Annotated in this window: 15 protein-coding genes; 4 read left to right on the top strand and 11 right to left on the bottom strand. The window is 63.6% G+C overall.

Annotated elements, in window-relative coordinates:
- The first annotated feature begins 174 nt into the window (after positions 1-174).
- Positions 175-1,374 (top strand): ABC transporter substrate-binding protein, encoded by a 1,200-nt coding sequence (locus AC5ZG5_RS07335; protein WP_456641443.1) that lies wholly within the window; start codon positions 175-177, stop codon positions 1,372-1,374.
- Between the two features lie 328 nt (positions 1,375-1,702).
- Here the strand turns inward: AC5ZG5_RS07335 and AC5ZG5_RS07330 are convergent, their stop codons facing one another.
- On the bottom strand, positions 1,703-2,683 hold the full coding sequence (locus AC5ZG5_RS07330) for a helix-turn-helix domain-containing protein (protein WP_456641444.1): 981 nt from the start codon (positions 2,681-2,683) through the stop codon (positions 1,703-1,705).
- Positions 2,684-3,162: 479 nt separating this feature from the next.
- Between AC5ZG5_RS07330 and AC5ZG5_RS07325 the strand changes: the two genes are divergently transcribed.
- Together AC5ZG5_RS07325 and AC5ZG5_RS07320 are read left to right on the top strand one after the other, a co-directional pair.
- The gene (locus tag AC5ZG5_RS07325) at positions 3,163-3,363 is read left to right on the top strand and encodes a hypothetical protein (protein WP_130230940.1); all 201 of its coding nucleotides are present in this window, start codon (positions 3,163-3,165) and stop codon (positions 3,361-3,363) included.
- A gap of 81 nt (positions 3,364-3,444) precedes the next feature.
- Positions 3,445-4,773 (top strand): OpgC domain-containing protein, encoded by a 1,329-nt coding sequence (locus AC5ZG5_RS07320; RefSeq protein WP_456641445.1) that lies wholly within the window; start codon positions 3,445-3,447, stop codon positions 4,771-4,773.
- 261 nt (positions 4,774-5,034) lie between these two features.
- On the opposite strand, the gene AC5ZG5_RS07315 is transcribed toward AC5ZG5_RS07320, so the two are convergent.
- A complete protein-coding gene (locus tag AC5ZG5_RS07315; RefSeq protein ID WP_456641446.1) occupies positions 5,035-6,192 on the bottom strand; it encodes an acyl-CoA dehydrogenase family protein in 1,158 nt (385 codons plus the stop codon).
- 258 nt (positions 6,193-6,450) lie between these two features.
- On the opposite strand from AC5ZG5_RS07315, the gene AC5ZG5_RS07310 reads away from it, so the two are divergent.
- A complete protein-coding gene (locus AC5ZG5_RS07310; RefSeq protein ID WP_130230944.1) occupies positions 6,451-7,104 on the top strand; it encodes a winged helix-turn-helix transcriptional regulator in 654 nt (217 codons plus the stop codon).
- A gap of 3 nt (positions 7,105-7,107) precedes the next feature.
- Here AC5ZG5_RS07310 and AC5ZG5_RS07305 read toward each other — a convergent pair whose 3' ends face one another.
- From AC5ZG5_RS07305 to cobT, 9 genes are all read right to left on the bottom strand, one after another.
- Complete coding sequence (locus AC5ZG5_RS07305) at positions 7,108-8,070, bottom strand: alpha/beta hydrolase (protein WP_456641447.1); 963 nt, start codon at positions 8,068-8,070, stop codon at positions 7,108-7,110.
- 242 nt (positions 8,071-8,312) lie between these two features.
- Positions 8,313-11,732 carry an acyl-[ACP]--phospholipid O-acyltransferase gene (locus AC5ZG5_RS07300; protein WP_456641448.1) on the bottom strand — a complete coding sequence of 1,140 codons (3,420 nt, stop codon included), beginning with the start codon at positions 11,730-11,732 and terminating at the stop codon, positions 8,313-8,315.
- A 287-nt stretch (positions 11,733-12,019) separates the two neighbouring features.
- Positions 12,020-12,274 (bottom strand): hypothetical protein, encoded by a 255-nt coding sequence (locus AC5ZG5_RS07295; RefSeq protein WP_028164239.1) that lies wholly within the window; start codon positions 12,272-12,274, stop codon positions 12,020-12,022.
- A gap of 176 nt (positions 12,275-12,450) precedes the next feature.
- Positions 12,451-12,870, bottom strand: a complete 420-nt coding sequence (locus AC5ZG5_RS07290) for a hypothetical protein (RefSeq protein WP_028164238.1) — start codon at positions 12,868-12,870, stop codon at positions 12,451-12,453.
- A 317-nt stretch (positions 12,871-13,187) separates the two neighbouring features.
- Positions 13,188-14,288, bottom strand: coding sequence for an LLM class flavin-dependent oxidoreductase (locus AC5ZG5_RS07285; RefSeq protein WP_456641449.1), 1,101 nt, complete (start codon positions 14,286-14,288; stop codon positions 13,188-13,190).
- A gap of 150 nt (positions 14,289-14,438) precedes the next feature.
- Positions 14,439-15,551, bottom strand: coding sequence for an NADH:flavin oxidoreductase/NADH oxidase (locus tag AC5ZG5_RS07280; protein WP_456641450.1), 1,113 nt, complete (start codon positions 15,549-15,551; stop codon positions 14,439-14,441).
- Between the two features lie 71 nt (positions 15,552-15,622).
- Positions 15,623-16,579, bottom strand: a complete 957-nt coding sequence (locus AC5ZG5_RS07275) for a Bug family tripartite tricarboxylate transporter substrate binding protein (RefSeq protein ID WP_456641451.1) — start codon at positions 16,577-16,579, stop codon at positions 15,623-15,625.
- Between the two features lie 91 nt (positions 16,580-16,670).
- Positions 16,671-17,741 carry an esterase-like activity of phytase family protein gene (locus tag AC5ZG5_RS07270; protein WP_456641452.1) on the bottom strand — a complete coding sequence of 357 codons (1,071 nt, stop codon included), beginning with the start codon at positions 17,739-17,741 and terminating at the stop codon, positions 16,671-16,673.
- Between the two features lie 177 nt (positions 17,742-17,918).
- Positions 17,919-19,820, bottom strand: a complete 1,902-nt coding sequence (gene cobT, locus AC5ZG5_RS07265; protein WP_456641453.1) for a cobaltochelatase subunit CobT — start codon at positions 19,818-19,820, stop codon at positions 17,919-17,921.
- Positions 19,821-19,877: the final 57 nt, after the last annotated feature.

Genomic DNA, 19,877 nt, shown 5'->3' with positions numbered 1-19,877 from the left:
ACTAATTCCTTCTCGCGGCATGCTCGCCAATCACATGCATTTGCCGCGGCGCCACCTCCCCGCCCGCGCGCTTGCCACGATCTCCGCCCGCTGGTTTGCTCATCCTGTCGACACGCCGCGCGTGCGGCGCGCTCGATCCGATAACAAGCAGAACAAGAGCAAGGGAGAGAGACAATGAAATGGCAAGCGTTCGTCGCGATCGCAGCGCTCGTGACATCGGCAGCCGCGGCGGCGGAGAAGAAATATGGGCCAGGGGTGACCGACACCGAGATCCGGCTCGGGCAGACCTCTCCCTATAGCGGGCCGGCCTCGGCCTACAGCGTCATCGCGAAGACCCAGCTCGCCTATTTCAAGATGATCAACGACAAGGGCGGCCTCAACGGGCGCAAGATCAACCTGATCAGCCTGGATGATGCCTACAGCCCGCCGAAGACCGTGGAGCAGACCCGCAAGCTGGTCGAGCAGGAGGAAGTAGCCGCGATCCTCAACCCGCTGGGCACGCCGACGGGATTGAGCGTGCGCAAATATCTCAACGACAAGAAGGTACCGCAGCTCTTCGTCGGCGCCGGCGCGACGCTGTGGGGCGACCACGAGCACTTCCCCTATTCGATCGGCTTTCAGCCCTCCTACCAGGCCGAGACCGCGGTCTACGCAAAATACGTGCTGAAGAACAAGCCGGACGCGAGGATCGCGCTGTTCTACCAGAATGACGACGCCGGCAAGGATTACGGCAACGGCTTCAAGAAGGGATTAGGGCCGGAGCACGCCAAGATGATCGTGGCGGAGGCGACGTATGAATCCACCGATCCGACCATCGACAGCCAGATCGTGAAGCTGAAATCATCCGGCGCCGACGTGCTGTTCATGCATGCGATCCCGAAGCAGGCGGCGCAGGCGATCCGCAAGGTCGGCGAGATCGGCTGGAAGCCGGATATGTTCTTCCTGGCCGCAACCTCGACCTCGGTCTCCTCAGTGCTGAAGCCCGCCGGCTTCGAACATGCGAAGGGCATCATCTCGTCCTACTCGCTGAAGGACCCGAACGATCCGCAGTGGAAGGACGACAAGGATGTCCAGCAATGGCTTTCCTTCATGAAGGCCTATTTCCCTGACGGCAACATGCAGGACCAGCTCATCGTCTACGGCTATGTCGTGGCGGAAGCCACGGTGCAGGTGCTGAAGCAATGCGGCGACGAGCTGACGCACGAGAACATCATGAAGCAGGCCGCCAATCTCGACACGACGCTGCCGATGCTGCTGCCCGGCATCAAGCTCAAGACATCACCGACCGACTACTTCCCGATCGAAGCCATGCGCCTGCAGCGCTTCAACGGCGAAACCTGGGAGCTGTTCGGCGAAACCATCGGCAACGATTGAGGCGTTGCTTTCTCCTCCCGGTCGTCCCGGGCAAGCGAAGCGCGACCCGGGACCCATAGCCACGACCGCAAGTGTGGCGCGAGACTCGGAGTTACAGTGAACGCCCACAACGAGATCCTATGCTTATGGGTCCATGCTTTCGCAGGGACGACAGCGGAGTGTGACTGCCTGACCGGCAAACCAGAAACGTAGGGTGGGCAAAGCGAAAGCGTGCCCACCATCCGCACTCAGCTCGTGGCGGTGGGCACGCTGCGCTTTGCCCACCCTACGACAGATGCAAGTGTTGCGCGACGCCAGCGCCGCACGACTCGCGGATCGGGGGCACGTGTCACTCACCATTACTCCCACCGGCGCTGCGCACGCGGCGTGGCGAATCGCCGAAGCGGGCGCGGAATAGTCGGTTGAAATGCGAAATATCCGAAAAGCCGACTTCCAGCGCGATGTCGGAAATGCGCCGCGCGTTGTCGTGGGCCTCGCTCAGCAGCATGAACGCCCTTTGCAGCCGTAACTCATTCACGCGCCCCGTGAACGACGTCCCGGATGTCGCCATCAGGCGCTGCAGATAACGAGGAGAGATGCCCTGCCTATCGGCTACCACCTCAAGGCTGAGCTCCGGGTCCTGAAAGTGCGCCGCGATATGGTCGAGGGCGGCGCTGTGGCGCGCAGCCATGACTGCGCTCGCGTTGCTCTCACCCAAGGGAGCGTGCTCGCTCATTGCGAGCGCCGCGAGATCGTGGATGTGACTAACGATCGTATCACGTAGCTTAGGGGCAGCTAGCGCGCCCTCCTTCAATGCCAACTTCACATAAGTCATGAGAAGTCGAAGCGCTTCGGTCCGGCGATGAATCGGCCGCATGGTGAGGTCGTCGACACCAGTCACGCGCGAGGCAAGCGCATCGCGCGGCAAGGCCAGACCAAATTGCAATCCTTCCAGATAGGTGACAGCGACGGGTTCCGAATGCAGGATAGCCATTGCATCGCCGCCGCGGAGCTCGAACTCCTGGCCGCGCTGCGACAGCTGACTCCTGCCGGGCAGACCGACGATGAGGCCGATCGAGTCATCACCATCAACAATGTTCGTTTGTGACCGCTTGAAGCGCATTGCTGAACCCTTCAAGGACAGCATGCGCAACCCCTGAAGGGCGTGTAGTGCCGCTTCGGCCTGAAACGGCACCTCCGATGACGGCTCGATATCGGCGCGGACTATGGTTCGACCAAACTTCTCGCGCCATATCGGGATGCGCATCCGCTCCGGGAGCTCGCGCGTCGAGAATCGATACGATACGAAATCGGCTGGGCCGCTAGACATGGCAACTCTCCCAGCTTTGATAAAATATTCGGACAAAGTGCTCCAACAAACGACTGCTGGCATTATAGTTTGCTATTCGCGCACCAACCTTCCGTTACGCGGTGCGCAGTAGTCCAAGAAACGACAGCGTCCGCCTGCTACTCTCACTCACCCGTGATCGATACTGTTGTGAATTGGCTCACTTGGCGGCCGGAAAATCAGTCCCATAGTTATTGTTAAGAGAGTCGTGACGCCAAAAATCTCCTTTAAGGAGAGATAGCCGTGATAGCTCTATTTCTCGTTGCCGCCATCACGTCCATTTTCAAAAATTGCTGGCGCCAGCAAGCGCGGGTCCAGCTTTACTAATTTGTTCGCGATTGATCGAACTCAACGATCCGCGGTGCAGATCGATCTGCAGATCCTCCCCCGGCACAGGTCATTTTCGGCCGTGGGCGAAATGCGTGGGATGTCGACGGTGATGATCAAGCGAGGATTCGATCATGTCCATCATATTAGACCTGCTTTACCGCGAATATTGCCGCGCCCGCCTCGCCGAAATGCGGCAGCAGCTTCTGATCCCGGTTGCGAGCGACGAAGTCCGGAAAGCGAATTGGGACGCCGGCGATCGTGCCGGCCCTGGTGATCGGGTTAGCGGTGGGGACGGCGGACCCGCCACGGAAGAAGCCCAAGCCATCCGATAGCCGGGCCTTGTAACCGCATCGGCTGTCTCGTCGACCTGTGTCCCACCGAGAGCGCGCCCGCACGCTGGACAGCGTAACCAAATGCATGATCGAACTCACATCTCCAAGCGATCGGCTGACGAGTCGACGCCGGAACTCGAGGGGTTTGGCCGCGACCTGCGGATCGATGCCTGCCGCGGCATCGCACTATGGTGCATTTTTCTTGACCATGTCCCCGGCAACATCGGAAGTTGGCTGACACTGCGGCACTACGGCTTCAGCGATGCCGCGGAAGTATTCATGTTCATGTCGGGCGTCACCTGTGCGCTGGCCTACGGAAGGGCACGTCAGCGCGAGGGCTGGAGCGGCGTGCTCGGCCGTTCGCTGCGGCGAGGATGGGACATATATGCTGCATCTTTGCTCCTCACGCTCGCTTGCGTCATCATGGTTTACCTTGCAGGCCGCGACCATCTTGCTGACGAGACCAATACGCGCATCCTGTTGGAGCATCCGGGCGCGGCGCTCGCGCATGCTGCGATCCTGCAATACCGTCCCGTCAACACCGACATCTTGCCGGTTTTCGTGATTTATCACGTCTTGTTCGCGCCGCTTCTGTGGCTGTTGTTGCGAGTACCGAACGTGACGCTTGGCGCCTCGGTGTTGCTTTATGGGCTCGTGCGCGTCTTCGGCTGGAGCGTTCCCGCCTGGCCGCACAACGTCTGGTTCTTCAATCCACTTGCCTGGCAGCTTCTGCTTGTGCTTGGCGCCTGGTGGGTCATCGAGGGAAACAGATTTCGGCCGTGGGTGACCTCGCGCGCGGCGCTGGTCCTGGCCGTTCTTTATCTGGTTTTCAGCCTGGTTATCGCATTGAGCTCGCGCATGACGTCGCTGGAACCGCTGGTCCCGCAGACCCTGACGAATCTGCTTTTCCCAATCGACAAATCGAATCTCAGTCCATTTCGACTGCTCCATTTTCTTGCTGTTGCGGTTTTGGCCGTATGGTTTGTGCCTCACAATTGGCGAGGGCTGGCGACGCCGGTGATGCGCGGCGCGATACGCTGTGGCGCGAACTCGCTTCCAATCTACTGCCTCGGCGTTCTGCTGGCGTTCGCCAGCCACGTGGCGCTGCTCGACATCTCGGATGGGCTGTCGATGCAGATCGCGGTCAGCCTTGGCGGAATCCTGGTGATGATCGTCGCCGCGATCCTGCTGAGCTCGATCAGGATCAAAACCTGGAGGCAGCCGCAGCCGACCGAGCCCCCTCCCGCCGTCCCAAGGTTGCGCGCCGCGGCGAAGTCTTGGCGTAGCCGGGTCCCGGGACCCATAACCACAAGCGTTTGCAGTCTGCTCCGCCGCAACCGCTCGCTCGCGCCACAACGATCAGCTGTGGTTATGGGTCCCCGCTTTCGCGGGGACGACAGCGGAGTGTGACTGTGCCTACCCTACGGTTCGTTCCTCAAGAGGGTGAAACGGCCGCAAGCCTCGGGCGCCTTTTGCCGCGAGAACGCCGGCGCGCATCCCCTCGGTTCTTTGACATCAGAAGCGAAAACGTCGCGCCGGCATGGGCCGTCGTCATCATGTGCTCGGCAAGCGCGGCGGCAATCCATTCGACGCCGGCGGCGGCGTGAAGGACCGCCTGCCTCGCAACAACGAACGCCGCGCGACCGCGGGTCGTCTTCATCAGCGCGGTGCTCAATATACCCGGTCGACCGGCAAGCCGAGCGCCATCGATCCCGCATATTGCGCCTGCGGGCCCGATTGCAACGGATGGTAGCGCGCCGCCTGGATGTCGCGGAAGCGCCGCTCCAGCCCCGTTGCGCGATAGAAGCCTGCGCCGCCGGCGAGCTCCATCGCATATTCGACCGCCGCGATCGCATGCCGCGCGACGAGCTGGCGGCCCATCATCACCTGATTGACGGTCGCAGCCGACGGCGCATTGAGCCTGACAGCAGCCAGCATCCATTCCCGCGCGAGCCGCGCCGCCGCGAGCTCGGTATCCATGCGGCCGGCGAGCTGGATCGCATGCTGGTCCGGCGTCTTGCGCTTCGCGGTCGCGATTGCAATGTCGCGCGCGCTCTCGGCAACGCCGAGATAGACCGAGTAGATCAGCGGGAACGCGGTGGTCGCGATGATCTGGAACAACGGATGCCATTCGCCGGCCTTGCGCTTTGCTGCGACCGCCGCCTCCGGCACGATGTGGCCATCGATCACGACATCGTTGGAGCCGGTGCCGCGCATGCCAAGCGTGCGCCAATTGTCGAGCACCTTCACATGCGGCGAGTTCATGGGCACGCCGAAATGCAGCACGGTCGCCGGCTCGCCTTCGCTCTCCAGCACCGCGCTCGTCATCAAGAGGTCGCCGGCGGGAGAGCCGGACGAGAACACCTTGCGCGCAGTGATGCGATAGCCGCCGTCGACCTTCTCGGCCCGGCCGGAGCCGCCGATCCAGTCCGAGCCGCCGCTCGACAACAGGATGATGCGCTCATTGGCGATGCGCCGCAGCAGCGGCTCCGCGGGAGCCGCCTTCTGCACCTTCCAGCGCCAGGCGGGGACCGCGACCTGGTGGGTGTGCATGGAGAAGGCGAGCGCGGTCGAGCCACTGTAATGGGCCAGCGTGCGCAGCATCTCGGCGAGTTCGTCGACCTCGACGCCGCCGCCGCCAAGCTCGGCCGGCACGCCGGCTTCAACGAGGCCTGCCGCCTTCAGGTCCGCGAAATCCTCGGCGACGAACCTGTCCTCGTTCGTCTCTTGCTCGGCGCGCCGCGCGAAAATCGGGCCGAGCTCCTCTGCGATCTCGACCGCGCTGCGCGATTTTGACGCATCGAAACTGTGTGCTGCGTTGCTGCTCATGACACTCTCCATCGTTGAGAATATCCACCGTGGGAGAGCCTAATTCCGCCGCAAAGGGCGCTCCAGTTCAGGAACTGTACTGCGACGCCGTGTCCATCGATGAGGTCTCTACAGCGTCCGGAATGCTTACATTTTTCGCGCCATCTTCCGGCCTGGTGCCGGGTCCGCGCTAGCATACCTGTACTACCGCATTTCAGGAGGAGCCGATTGCCTGACAGGACCGAGCGCGGAAGCTATGGGCAGTTTTGCCCGGTCGCGATGGCAGCCGAGATCGTCTGCAATCGCTGGACCGTGCTGGTGCTGCGCGAATTGCTCTGCGGCACGACGCGCTTCAACGACCTCCGGCGCGGCGTGCCGCGGATGTCACCCTCGCTGTTGTCGAAGCGGCTGAAGGAGCTGGAGGTGGCCGGGCTGATCAGCGTGACGCCATCGGGCCAGCCGGGCGTGATGGATTATCGGCCGACGCAGGCCGGCGAGGATTTGCGCGAGGTGATCATGTCGCTTGGCTTCTGGGCCCAGCGCTGGGTCGAGTCCTCGCTGTCGCTGAAGAACCTCGATCCCTCACTTTTGATGTGGGACATGCGGCGGAACCTCCGCCCCGAGCCGCTGCCGCCGCGCCGCTGCACCATCAACTTCATCTATCCGGAGCTGTCGGGCGAGCGCAAATCCTGGTGGCTCGTGATCGACGGCGCCACCGTCGACCTCTGCCTGACCGATCCCGGCTACGAGGTCGATCTCTATGTGACCTGCCCGCTGCGAACGATGACCGCGGTATGGATGGGGATCGCCACGCTCGAGCGCGAGGTGGCAAACGGCGGCATCGAGCTCACCGGCGACAAGGCGATCGCCCGCTCGATGCAGCAATGGCTGGGCTTGAGCCCGTTCGCCAAAGGCGTGCGCGCCGTCGGCTGACGTTTACGCGCCCTTGTCGAGCAGCGCCTTGAAGTCCGTCCGCGCGCGCTGCGCCTCGGCCCGCGCGGCCTCGGAGGCGTCGACAAGGCCGAAATAGCCGTGGATCAGGCCCTGCCCGTCATGATGCGTGGTCGGCACATCGGCCTCGCGCAGCGCGTTGGCGTAGGCCACGCCCTCATCGCGCAGCGGATCGAACCAGGCGGTGGTGACGACGGCGGGTGCAACGCCCTTCAACTCCTTCGCCCGCAGCGGCGAGACCCGCCAATCCGCGCCATGTCCGCGTTCTTCGAGATAATGCCCGCAGAACCACTCCATCACCGCGCGCGACAGAAAATATCCTTCCGCGTTCTCGGCCCGCGACGGAAACCGCGCATTCTCAGCAGTGTCTGCGAAATTGCCGACGACGTCGGTGACGGGATAGACCAGCAGCTGGCCGGCGAGCCTGATCCCGGCATCGCGGCAGGCGAGCGCGCTGGCGGCTGCGAGATTGCCGCCCGCGCTGTCGCCGGCGACGCCGACGCGGGCTACGTCGCCGCCGAATTCCTTGATGCGGCCGACCACGTCGCGCACCGCGGCAAAGGCATCCTCGAACGCGCCGGGGAAACGCGTCTCCGGCGGGCGGCGATAGTCGACGGAGACCACCACCGCGCGGGTTTCGATGGCGAGATTGCGCGCCTGCCGGTCATGGGTCTCGAGGTCGCCCGCGACCCAGCCGCCACCGTGGAAGAACACGACCGTCGGTGCGGTCCCGCTGCCATTGCGATAGACCCGCGCCGGACGCGGCCCGGCGCCGCCGGCGACGTTGACGTCCTTCACGTGCTCGACCGGCGGCGGCGGGATCTCGGCGCGCGCGGCGGCCAGCGCCCGCAGCGATTCCCGCGCGCTCTGCGGCGTCATGGTCTTAGGATCGCGCAGCGGCAGCAGCGGGATGATCTTCTCGATCACGGGATCAAGCGGGAGAGGCATCGAGTTCCTCCAAAATTCCGGCCGGCGTCGCAGAGCCGCCCGAGTGTTGTTGGTTATGAGCTTATTGGACAACAGGAACGCGGGAAGGACAACCGCCTCAGCCATCGTCATTGCGAGCCAACGGGTCGGCGCGGGGCGCCGCCCGATGACAGGCTCCGCGAAGCAATCCATGCTTCCGCGTGCGGAGAAATGGATTGCTTCGTCGCGGAGCCTGTCATCGGGCCCGCCAGAGGCGGGACCCGTTACGCCACGTCGGCCATCGGCTCTGCCGACGGCGCCGCGGTAGCGAGTTCCTTGGCAAGCGCGGTTGCCGCGACATAGTCAGTCTTGCCGGAGCCGAGCAGCGGCACTTTGTCGACGACGCGGATGTCGGCCGGCACGGCGAGCTCGGAGGCACCTGTCGCCTTGGCCTGGCGCTGCACCGCAGATCGCTCGGCATCGCGCTGCGTGGTCAGGAGCACGATGCGTTCGCCCTTGCGCGCATCGGGAATGGAGACCGCAACCGAGATCGCCTGCGGCCACAGCGCGGACGCCATCGCTTCCACCGCCGACAGCGACACCATTTCGCCCGCTATCTTGGCAAACCGCTTGGCGCGGCCCTTGATGGCGATGAAGCCCGCGGCATCGATGGTGACGATGTCGCCGGTGTCGTGCCAGCCATCGACGAGCTTCTCCAGCACGCCGGGGTTTTCTGCGCGCAAATAGCCGAGCATCACGTTCGGACCGCGCACCGAGAGCCGGCCGCCCTCCTCGATGCCGGGGACCGGATCGAGGCGGTATTCCATCAAAGGCGACAGGCGGCCCACGGTGCCGGGGCGGTTCGCCATCGGCGTATTCATGGCAAGCACCGGCGCAGTCTCGGTGACGCCATAGCCTTCGAGGATGCGGATGCCGTGGCGCTCCATATAGACCTGCCGCGTGCGATCCTTCACCGCCTCCGCGCCCGCCAGCACCAGCCGCAGCGTGCGGAAGTCGTAAGCATGCGCCGAGCGGGCATAGCCGGTGAGGAAGGTGTCGGTGCCGAACAGGATGGTGGCGCCGGTCTGATAGATCAGTTCCGGCACGATGCGGTAATGCAGCGGCGAAGGATACATGAAGATCGGAATCCCCGCGAGCAGCGGCATCATCATCCCGCCGGTGAGGCCAAACGAGTGGAACACCGGCAGCACGTTGAACACCTTGTCGTTGCCATTGGCATCGACCCGCGCCAGCGCCTGCGCCGCATTGGCCAGGATGTTGCGGTGGGAGAGCACGACGCCCTTCGGCGTCCCCTCCGAGCCCGAGGTGAACAGGATCACGGCGGGATCATCGGCCCTCCGCGCAACGCGCGGCGCGGTGCCGGCCAACAGGCCGCGGATCTTGTCGAGCGCGTTGACGGTGGCGCGGATGTCTTCGAGATAAACGATACGCGCTTCAGGAGCGATCGCCGCGATCAGCTTGTCGAGCTTACCCTTCTCGATGAAGGCGCGGGAGGTGAGCACGGTCCTGATCTGCGACGCTTTCATCGCCGAGAGCACATTCACGGGGCCGGCGGAGAAGTTGAGCATCGCCGGCACGCGGCCGATGGTCTGCAGAGCCATGAAGACGACGGCGACGCCAGCCGAGTTCGGCAGCAGCACGCCAATATTCTCGCCGATGGCGGTGCCCTGCTCGAGCTTGCGGCTCAGCACCTGCGCGCCGAGGATGAGCTTGCGATAGGTTAGTTTCGTGCCTAGCGCATCCTCAACGACCGCCTTGCCGGTGTCGCGGTCGCGATGGGCATGGGCGAGCGCCTCGAACAGCGTGTGATCGAGCATGGCGTTCTTCACCATGGCCTCGATCATGATGTCCTGCAGCGCGGCGCCGGCGGCATTGCGGCGGGCCTTGCCCTTCAACGACTGATCGATCGGCAGCTTGACCGGCGGCAGAATCGTGATCGTCACCTTCGGGAACCAGGAGCGCTTGATCTCGCCATTCTTGAGATAGCTGAGATGCGAGCGCTGCGCGCCCTCGATCCTGACAGGAACGATCACGGCATCGGCCTTGTCGGCGATCATCGCGGTGCCGTCATAGACCTTCATCAGCGAGCCATGCACGGTCAGGCGGCCCTCGGGGAAGATCACGACAGGTTCAGCGGAGGCGACCAGCTTGATCAGATCACGCGCGCCGAGCGGCTTGGTCGGATCGAGGGTGATGTGACGGACCATTTTCAGGAACGGCTTTGCCCACCACGCCCTCGCGATCCCCGTATCGACCGCGAAGCTGGCGTCGATCGGCAGCGTCGCGTGCAGCAGCGGGCCGTCGACCAGACTGACATGGTTGGGCGCGATCAGCATGCGCGTGCCCGCAGGCGGCAGGTTCTCGATGCCGCGAACCTCGACGCGGAACAGCGCACGGAACAAGAGCGCGCCGAAGTCGCGCACACCCTCCTTGCCCCACTTCTTGAGCACGAACCACACTGAACCAAAGCTTGCGACGGCAAGGCCGAAGAAGATCCAGGCGATCGAAAGCCCGGCATATTGCAGCAGCGCGACGAACAGCGATCCCACCACCATGAAGCCGGCCTGCAGGATATTGCCGGCCGCGATGATCCGGGCGCGCTCCGACGGCGCGGTCCAGGCCTGCACTGCGGCGAACGCCGGCACCACGAACAGGCCGCCGCCGATGGCGAACAGGAAGAAACCGACCAGCATATGCAGCCCGCCGAACGAGGTTGCGAACGCCGCCGCGGTCACACCGTTGCCCGGCACGGTCGCGCCAATCGCCGCGGCGAGATCGAGGCCGACCACGCCCATGATGATGGCGCCGGTCGGCACCAGCGCGAGATTGGGCTTCACATGGCTGAGCTGGGCCGCAATGAGCGAGCCGGCGGCGATGCCGATCGCGAAGGTCGCGAGGCACAGCGTGACGACGCCTTCGGTGCCTCCAACGCCTTCCTTGATCAGCGCGGGCAGCAGCGACAGCACGACCGCGCCGGCGAGCCAGAACCAGGAGACGATCACCATGCCGTCCCACAGACGCGGCTCAGCATAGAGCGACTTGAGCAGCCGCACCGTGGACGTCCAGGGATTGGTGGTGATGGCGAGTTCGGGCGCGGACGGCGTGCTGGCGGGAATGCGCGCGGCGAAAGCCCAGGACAGAACGGACAGGCCGACCACGGCAAGCGAGATCCAGCCCATGTGGCTCGCGCCCGCGACGAACAGGCCGCCGGCGATGGTGCCGATCAGGATTGCGAGGAAGGTTGCGCCTTCTACCAGTGCGTTGCCGGTGGCAAGCTCGCCGACCGAAAGCTGGTCGGGCAGGATTGCATACTTCACCGGACCGAACAGCGCCGCGACCGTGCCAAACAGCGCCAGCGCAGCGAACAGAAGCGGCACCGAATGCAGGAAGAAGCCGGCCGCCGCAAAGCAGGCGGCAAAGATCTCGACGAATTTCAGCCGCCGCGCGACGACCGACTTCACATACTTGTCCGCGAGCTCGCCGCCGAGTGCCGACAATACGAAGAAGGGAAAGATGAAAACGGCGCCGGCAAGGGTTACCAGCGATGCATTCTCGCCGGTGGTGGCGCCATAGAGCAGGATGATGACCAGCGCGTTCTTCAGGACGTTGTCGTTGAGCGCCGAGAAGAACTGCGCCCAGAACAATGGCGCGAAACGGCGCGACGACATCAACTGTTTGATCATAATCGGTTCCTGGGCAGTTCGGCCGGAAATCCTTGGCCTTGTAAAATTCGTTTTGGGGTTATCGGGGTCAGGAAAAGCGAAAGTTAAGCAGCGATGCCGTTGCTATTAGTGTTCTTGATTGCCTCGCGGTTCGACGTCGCAAGTTGCGGCATTCGGCCGACCATGCACGTCAAAGATGTAGGAGACCTTGTGCCTGGCTATGGGGCGGCCACGTCCGCCGGACGTGCGGAGCATGGTGATTTCTTGGTTAGGAACCCGGCTCCGCAATCGAGGCGAATTGGACCGTCTCAGGTGAGTTCGCTGAGCGAACCGAACGGCCAACGCCCGCGCGGACGCTGCATTTGCCGCGCACGACGCCGCATCTGTGCTGCGAACCGGCGGCGTTCGAGCACGCCGGCAACGTCGCAGGCGTTGGCAATACGATTGATCGGCGCGGTGATGCCGCGGGCGATCGACCTGCCAAATTCCAGGACGGACTTGAGAACATCCTCGAAGAAGGTCGCGGTCAGTTGCCGGGTCAGTTGCAGGACAAGCGTTTCCATGTGAGCGGCCTCCGGATCATTTTGAGCAACGCTCATCCGTATAGCGAGAAAATGAGCAATGCTCAAGAAATTTCTTCACGAGACCGAAAATCGAATGCTCGGTCGGCAGGAAACCGTCCGATACACGAGGTAAACCACTGATTTTTCTTTAAAATCCATCGAAGATCCAGCTTCGACTAGCGCATGCGCGCGATCGTGCCGGCGACAATCTGCATGGCGACGCCGAACACCCATCCGATCATGACCGCAACCGTCCAGGCGACGTGCGGCTCGATGCGAAGCACGATGAGGACCACCGAGACGAAGGCGACCAGTGCCGCAAGGAAGGTCCCGAACGCGCTCAGGAATTCCGCCGCATCGATATTCCCGCGCGAGGATTCATCGCTCGGCGGCTGGAATGGCAGTGGCGGCGTGTCGATGCCGACATAGAAGCCGATTGCGCCGCAGACCATCATGAGCAGAAGAAATCCCTGCGACGTAAAGGCAGCGATGCCTGACCCGACAAGGGCCGCCACGAACAGGCCGCTCGCGGCTCCCGCCATGGCAAGGCCAAGGCGCTCGAGAACATGGGCGAACTTTCGTACGCGGGACCGCATCGTGCCGATCCCCCATGATGATGATCAGGCTACGCCTCTTTCGAATAGCGTGAAAGATACCGTTCGCATGTGGCGCTGCACATGTCCGGCGGCCCGCGTTCACCGCAAGTTGCGCTGATAGCAGCGATTAATTACCGCGATTATCGATTTTCTGCAGACTCGTCGGGTGGGCAAAGCCAACGGGTCGCGCGAACGCGCGCCCGATGACAGGCTCCGCGTGCCCACCATCAAGCACTCAGCTCGTGATGGTGGGCACGCTTTCATCGTCACTTGTGGTGAGCTGCGGTGGGTGTAGTCGCTTTGCTCACCCTACGCCGCTACGCGGCGCGGCCGAACTCGCTGCCGAGATGCTTCAGCCGCGGCAGCACTTCCTGCTTCAACAGCTGCAGCGAGTGGTGCCAAGCTTCCGGCTTGTGCTTGTAGTCGAAGCCGAACACGAGCAACACGCCGAAGCCGCCGACCTCTTGATAGATCCTCTCGATCTTTTCGGTCACGGTCGCGGGCGAGCCGACGATCCAGTTGTGCCGGGCGCAATATTCGACGTTCACGTCGCTGTCCGGCACGTCGGGCGTGGCTTTCAGATAGTCCTTGAAGCCGAAGTGACCGAGTAGCGGCAGGAAGTACTCGCCCATCATCCGTCCCATCATGTCGCCGGTCGACAGCCGCCAGGCTTCCTCGTCGGTGTCGGCGACAAAGACTTCGCGCACCAATCGCCAATCCTGCCTGCTCGGCTTGCGGCCGGTCTTCGCTGCGCCCGCCTCCACCGAATCCCAGTGGCTGCCGACATAGGCCGGGTTGAGGTTGAGGCTCATCGGGATGAAGCCGCGCTCGCCCGCGAGCTTCAGCGTATCGGAGTTCTTGGAGAGGCCAGCGACGCCGATCGGCGGATACGGCGCCTGCTTCGGCTTGAGGTGCGGTTTGAGGAAATCGAACATCGTGTCCGGCTTCGTCACCGTCCAGTATTTGCCCTTGTATGTCCACGGAGCATCGTCGCTCCAAAGCTTCAGGATGATTTCGAGCGCTTCGCGCGTCATGTCGCGGTTCTGGCCCGACATGCCGTCGACATTGAACATGGCCCAGTCGCTCGGCAGGCCGCTTGCAGCGACGCCGAAATTGAGCCGCCCATCGGAGAGATGATCGAGCATCGCGACGCGATTGGCGAGTTCGGCCGGATGGTGATAGGGCAGCAGGAAGCCGCCGGGGCCGATGCGGATGTTCTTGGTCTGCAGCAATGCCTGCGCGACCAACAGATCCGGAGACGGATGCGGCTCCCAGGGCGCGGTGTGATGCTCACCAATCCACGCTTCCTGATAGCCGAGTTCATCCAGCCACCTGAGCACCTGCAGGTCCCAATCGTGGCCCTCCTTCAATCCGCACTCCGGCGGATGCGAGGGCATCGCGAAATATCCAAGTTCCATGGCTTTCCTCTCGCTTGTTTTCTGGTGCGACTTTGCCGTCGCATCTCATGCACAAGCGAGAGTACCCACCCCGGTTGCGGCGGAATAGTGGCTTTCGTCGTTGCAGAGCGGGATAGCCGTCTCACTTTCGCTCGCAATAACGGTGATGATTTACCGCGCTCCGAACGTGGTCGCGCCGAAGAGCGCTTTGTGCGTCGACGGTTGCGAGCGCCAATACTGCGGCGGTGCGTCAACCTGTCCGCCGAGTTCGGCGGCAGCGTGCCAGCCCCAGCGGGGGTCGTAGAGCATGCCGCGCGCAAGGGCGACCATGTCGGCCTTGCCGGAAGCGACGATCTCTTCGGCCTGCTTCGCTTCCGTGATCAGCCCGACTGCCATGGTGGTGACGCCAGTTGCTTCTTTCACAGCCTGCGCGAACGGCACCTGATATCCCGGACCCAGCGGGATCTTTTGCAATGGCGAAACGCCACCGGAGGAAACATCGATCCAGTCGACGCCGCGCTTCTTCAATTCCTTGGCGAATTCGATCGTCTGCGCGATGTCCCAGCCGCCCTCGACCCAGTCGGTCGCCGACACCCTGATGCCGACGGGCTTGCGATCCGGAAATGCGGCACGCACCGCGTCGAACACTTCAAGCGGAAAGCGCATGCGGTTTTCGAGCGAACCGCCATACTGGTCGGTGCGCTTGTTCGAGATCGGCGACAAGAACTGATGCATCAAATAGCCGTGCGCGCCATGCAGTTCGAGCGCGTCGATGCCGAGCCGGTCGGCACGCTTGGCGGCCGTCACAAAATCGTCGCGGATGCGCTTGAGCCCGGCCTCATCCAGCGCGAGCGGCGCCGCCTCGCCTTCCTTGTGCGGCACTGCCGATGGCGCCACGGTCCGCCAGCCGCCTTCGGACAGCGGGATCAACTGCCCGCCGTCCCAGGGCCGATGGCTCGACCCCTTGCGGCCGGCATGCGCAAGCTGCATCGCGACCGCTGCTTTCGAATGTTTGCGCACCGAGGCCAGGATCGGTTTCAGCGCGGCCTCAGTGGCGTCATTATAAAGTCCAAGGCAGCCGGGCGTGATCCGCCCGATGGCCTCCACATGCGTGGCTTCGATGCAGAACATCGCCGCGCCCGACAGCGCCAGCATGTTGATATGGGTGAAATGCCAATCATTGGCCTCGCCGTTGTCTGCCGAATATTGGCACATCGGCGATACCATGATCCGGTTGGGCAATTTCAGGCCGCGCAGCTCGATCGGGGAAAACAGGGCGCTCATGTGGGGGATCCGGATAGGAGGGAAACTGCCTTCTTATCTAACCACGCCCCGGCCCCGCCTCAACCTGCCGGTTACTGATTGATTCCGGCCGCCTTGATCAACTGCAGGTTAGCGACGGTCTCGCGCTTGATGAAATCGTCCATCTGGGCTGGTGTCATCGGCATCGGCTCGACACCAAGTTTCTTGAGGCTTGCCTGCGTTGCCGGATCGTTCAACACCTTCATCCCTGCCGCATGAAATTTCTCGATGATCTCACGCGGCGTTTTCGCCGGCACGAAGATCCCGAACCAGCTCATGCTGTCGGCGCCGGTCAAACCGATCTCCGACGGAGACGGCACATCGGGCAAATCGGCGGCGCGCTTCGGCGTCGACACCAACAGCGCCTTCACCTGGCCGTCGCGGATCAGGGGCAGCGCGGTCGCGAGCGGGCAGAAATAGAGATCGATGCGCCCGCCCAGGATGTCGGCAATCACTTCGGGGCCGCCGCGATAAGGCACGTGGGTGCCTTCGATGCCGGCGGCGAGGAGGAATTTTTCCGCGCTGATATGCACGGCGCTGCCGACGCCGACCGAACCAAAGGAGATCGAGCCGGGCTTCGCCTTGGCGTCGGCAATGAAATCCTGGATGGTTTTCCAGGGCCGCTCCTTCGGCACGATCATGACATTGGCACTGGAGCCGATCATCAGCACGGATGAAAGGTCTTTGGTCGCGTCGAAAGAGAGATTCGGGAAGATTGCCGGCGCAATGGTCAGCGCCGAGGAATGCGCGAGCACGTTGTAGCCGTCAGGCTCCGCCTTGGCGACGAGGCCGGTGCCGAGCGTGCCGCCAGCGCCGGCACGATTCTCGATCACGAAGGGCTGGCCGAGCTCTGCCGAGAGCCGATCGAACACCAGGCGCGGCACAACATCGGTGGCACTGCCCGCGCCGAACGGGATCGTCGCCTTGATCAGGCGCGAGGGCCAGGTCTGCGCCTGTGCAACTGCGGCAAACAAACTCGCGGCGATGACAATGGGGAACAACTTGCGCATCATGGCTCTCGGTTTCGATTGACGCCCCAGCGTTGCAAGAACCGTTCCGTCAGAGCGGGCCAGTGTGTTTGCCAACCCCGAGACCAATCCTCTATTCCACCAGCGTGAACTGCAGCAGCAGCGTGCGCTGGATCATCGAGAAATTATCGTCGGAGATCATGGTGATCACGGTGTCGCCTTCGGCCGTGGTGTGGGCGTCGATGCCTTCCATGTTGTCGATCTCGTTGCCGAGATCGGCGTTGAAGACCGAAGGACCGTCGAGGACGGCACCCGGCATCACGGACGCAAGTGCGATGCGGCGGATACGAATGCCTACGCCGTCAACCCAGGAGAATTTGCGCTCGAGCAGCAGCAGGTCGCCGGAGGGCAGCAGCACCGCGTCACTGATGTCGAAATTGTCTGTGCGGCGAACGGAAAACTGTCCCGGCGTCTTGCCGCCGACCAGGAAGCCGGTGATGTTGCCCTGCGCATCAAGGCCGCGCTCGGAGATCGCGATCAAGGTTCCCGCCAGCGGCAGCCCTTGCGGCACCATCAGCAGCGCCTCCAGCCCCTTGTTGTTCGGGAGCCGTTTGGCGGCCGGCGGCAGCGACACCACCTCGCCGCGTGCGCGCGTGAATCCCTTGGAGAAATCGAAGCGCAGCACCTGGTTGACGCGCTCAAGCCCGACATAGACGAATGAGCCGTCCAGCGCCATTGATTCAGAATCGTACCAGCCGCGCGCGGTGATCGGCCTGCCGTCGGGGCCGAGCAGCGGCGCCGCCTCGACATCGGCAAGTCCCGTCATCTCGCGGCCTTTGTAGACGATGCGGCCGGTGAACCAGCTACCGTGGTCGCTGACGGCGATGAAGCGTTCGCCCTTGGCGTCGAGCCGCAACGCCGACAGGCCGCCGAAGCCGCGAAAGGAGGAAGTCAGCACCAATCCGCTGCGATATTCCAGCGCGCCGAACCTGACATGCGCGCGATCGCGGATGTCGAAGGACGACAGCGGCCGCGCATTGACGTCGATCGAGACCGGCGCCGCCACCGTGGACTCGCTCGGCAGGATCGGCTTCGTCGGCGGCTCAATAGCAGTTTGAGCGAGCGCCAGATGCGGCAATGCGGCGGCCGAAAGCCCCGCCGCGGCGCTAGCGAGAAAACGACGGCGGGAGAGCGTCGGGGACATGGATTTGGAATCCGCTACCGTTTTCACCTCTCCCGTAGGGAGAGGTCGATTTGCGCCAGCAAATCGGGTGAGGGGTTACGGTCTATCGAGGGACCTGAACCCCTCACCCGCGCCTTCGGCGCGACCTCTCCCTAGGGGAGAGGTGGATCGGAGCTCGCGGCATCATCGAGAGAATCACTAAGAATGCAGCCGCCTCGGCCGACGGTCGGCCGTGGGAGCAGGGCCGTGAGTCTCGCTGAAGAGTTCGGCGAGCTTCTCTGTGATGGCGCCGCCGAGTTCTTCGGCATCGACGATGGTGACGGCGCGGCGATAGTAGCGCGTGACGTCGTGGCCGATGCCGATCGCGATCAATTCGACCGGCGAGCGGGTCTCGATCTCCTCGATGATGTGGCGCAGATGCCGCTCGAGGTAGTTGCCGGGATTGACCGACAGCGTGGAATCGTCGACCGGCGCGCCGTCGGAAATCATCATCAGGATCTTGCGCTGCTCGGAACGAGCCAGCAGGCGCTTGTGCGCCCAGTCCAACGCCTCGCCGTCGATGTTCTCCTTGAGCAGGCCTTCGCGCATCATCAGGCCAAGATTCTTCCGCGCCCGCCGCCACGGCGCATCGGCTGACTTGTAGATGATGTGACGGAGATCGTTGAGCCGGCCGGGATTCGCCGGCTTGCCGGCGGCGAGCCAGGCTTCGCGGGACTGCCCGCCTTTCCAGGCGCGCGTCGTGAAGCCGAGGATCTCGACCTTGACGCCGCAGCGCTCCAGCGTGCGTGCCAGAATATCGGCGCAGGTGGCGGCGACCGTGATCGGACGGCCGCGCATCGAGCCGGAATTGTCGAGCAGCAGCGTCACCACGGTGTCGCGGAAGGTCGCTTCCTTCTCGCGCATGAACGACAGCGGGTGATAGGGATCGGTGACGACGCGCGACAGGCGCGCGGGATCGAGTATCCCTTCTTCGAGGTCGAATTCCCAGGCGCGGTTCTGCTGCGCCATCAATCGGCGCTGCAACCGATTGGCCAGCCGCGCGACGATGCCCTGCAGATGCGCGAGCTGCTTGTCGAGATAGGAGCGCAGACGCTCCAGCTCGTCATGGTCGCAAAGGTCTTCGGCGGCGACGATCTCGTCGAATTTCGGTGCAAACGCGTGGTATTCGGGACCGCGCGGCTCATTGCCGCCACGCGTATTCGGCCGCGTCGCCTCGCCCGGCGTCTCATCGTCGCCGAGCTCGCCGTCGTCGAAAGTGTCGCTGGTGGACGCCTGCGCGCTTTCCATCGCGCTCTCGGACATCTCTTCCGAGGTCGTCTGCGCCTGGTCGGCGCTCATCTCCTGCGCGGCATCGGAATCAGGCGAGCCTTCGGCGCCGGACTGATCGCTCTCGCCATCCGGATTTTCATCCTGGTTGTCGTCCTCGTCGGAGTCCATGTCGCGCTCGTCGCCGAGGTCGAGCGCCGACAACAGATCATGCACGAGGTCGCCGAACCTGGCCTGGTCCTCGGTGAAGCGCGCCAGTTTATCGAGCCGCGTGCCGATCTTGTCTTCCAAGAGCGGGCGCCAAAGGTCGACCATCTTGCGCGCAGCCTGAGGGGGCGCCAATCCGGTCAGTCGCTCGCGCACCAGCATCGCCAGCGCATCCGCCAGCGGCGCATCGGCGCGGTCGGTGATCTCATCATACTTGCCGCGATGAAAATGATCGTCGAGCATCGCGTTGAGGTTTTTCGCAACGCCCGCCATCCGCCGCGAGCCGATCGCCTCGACGCGCGCCTGCTCGACCGCCTCGAACACGCCGCGCGCCTGCGGATTGCCCGGGATCAGCTTGCGATGCACCTTGGGATCGTGACAGGCGAGCTTCAGCGCGATGGAGTCCGCGTGTCCGCGCACGATCGCAGCGTCACGCTTGGTCAATTTGCGCGCCGGCTCCGGCAGCCGCGCCTTGCCGGGCGCAAGCCCCGGTCGCTCGGCGGCGAACGAGACTTCGAGCTCCGGCGTTTTCGCGATCGCCTTCAGGCACGACGTCACCGCGCGCTTGAACGGCTCAGTCGGCGCTTCCTTCGTGTTGCGGAATTTGCTGTTGGATGATGCGGTCATCTCGCTCTCACCGTCGTCCCCGCGAAGGCGGGGACCCATAACCACAGGAAGAAATCA

It is taken from the genome of Bradyrhizobium sp. Ses1 (assembly GCF_059512365.1).
The sequence above is the reverse complement of the archived record's forward strand: the minus strand, read 5'-3'. Positions and strand labels throughout refer to the sequence as shown.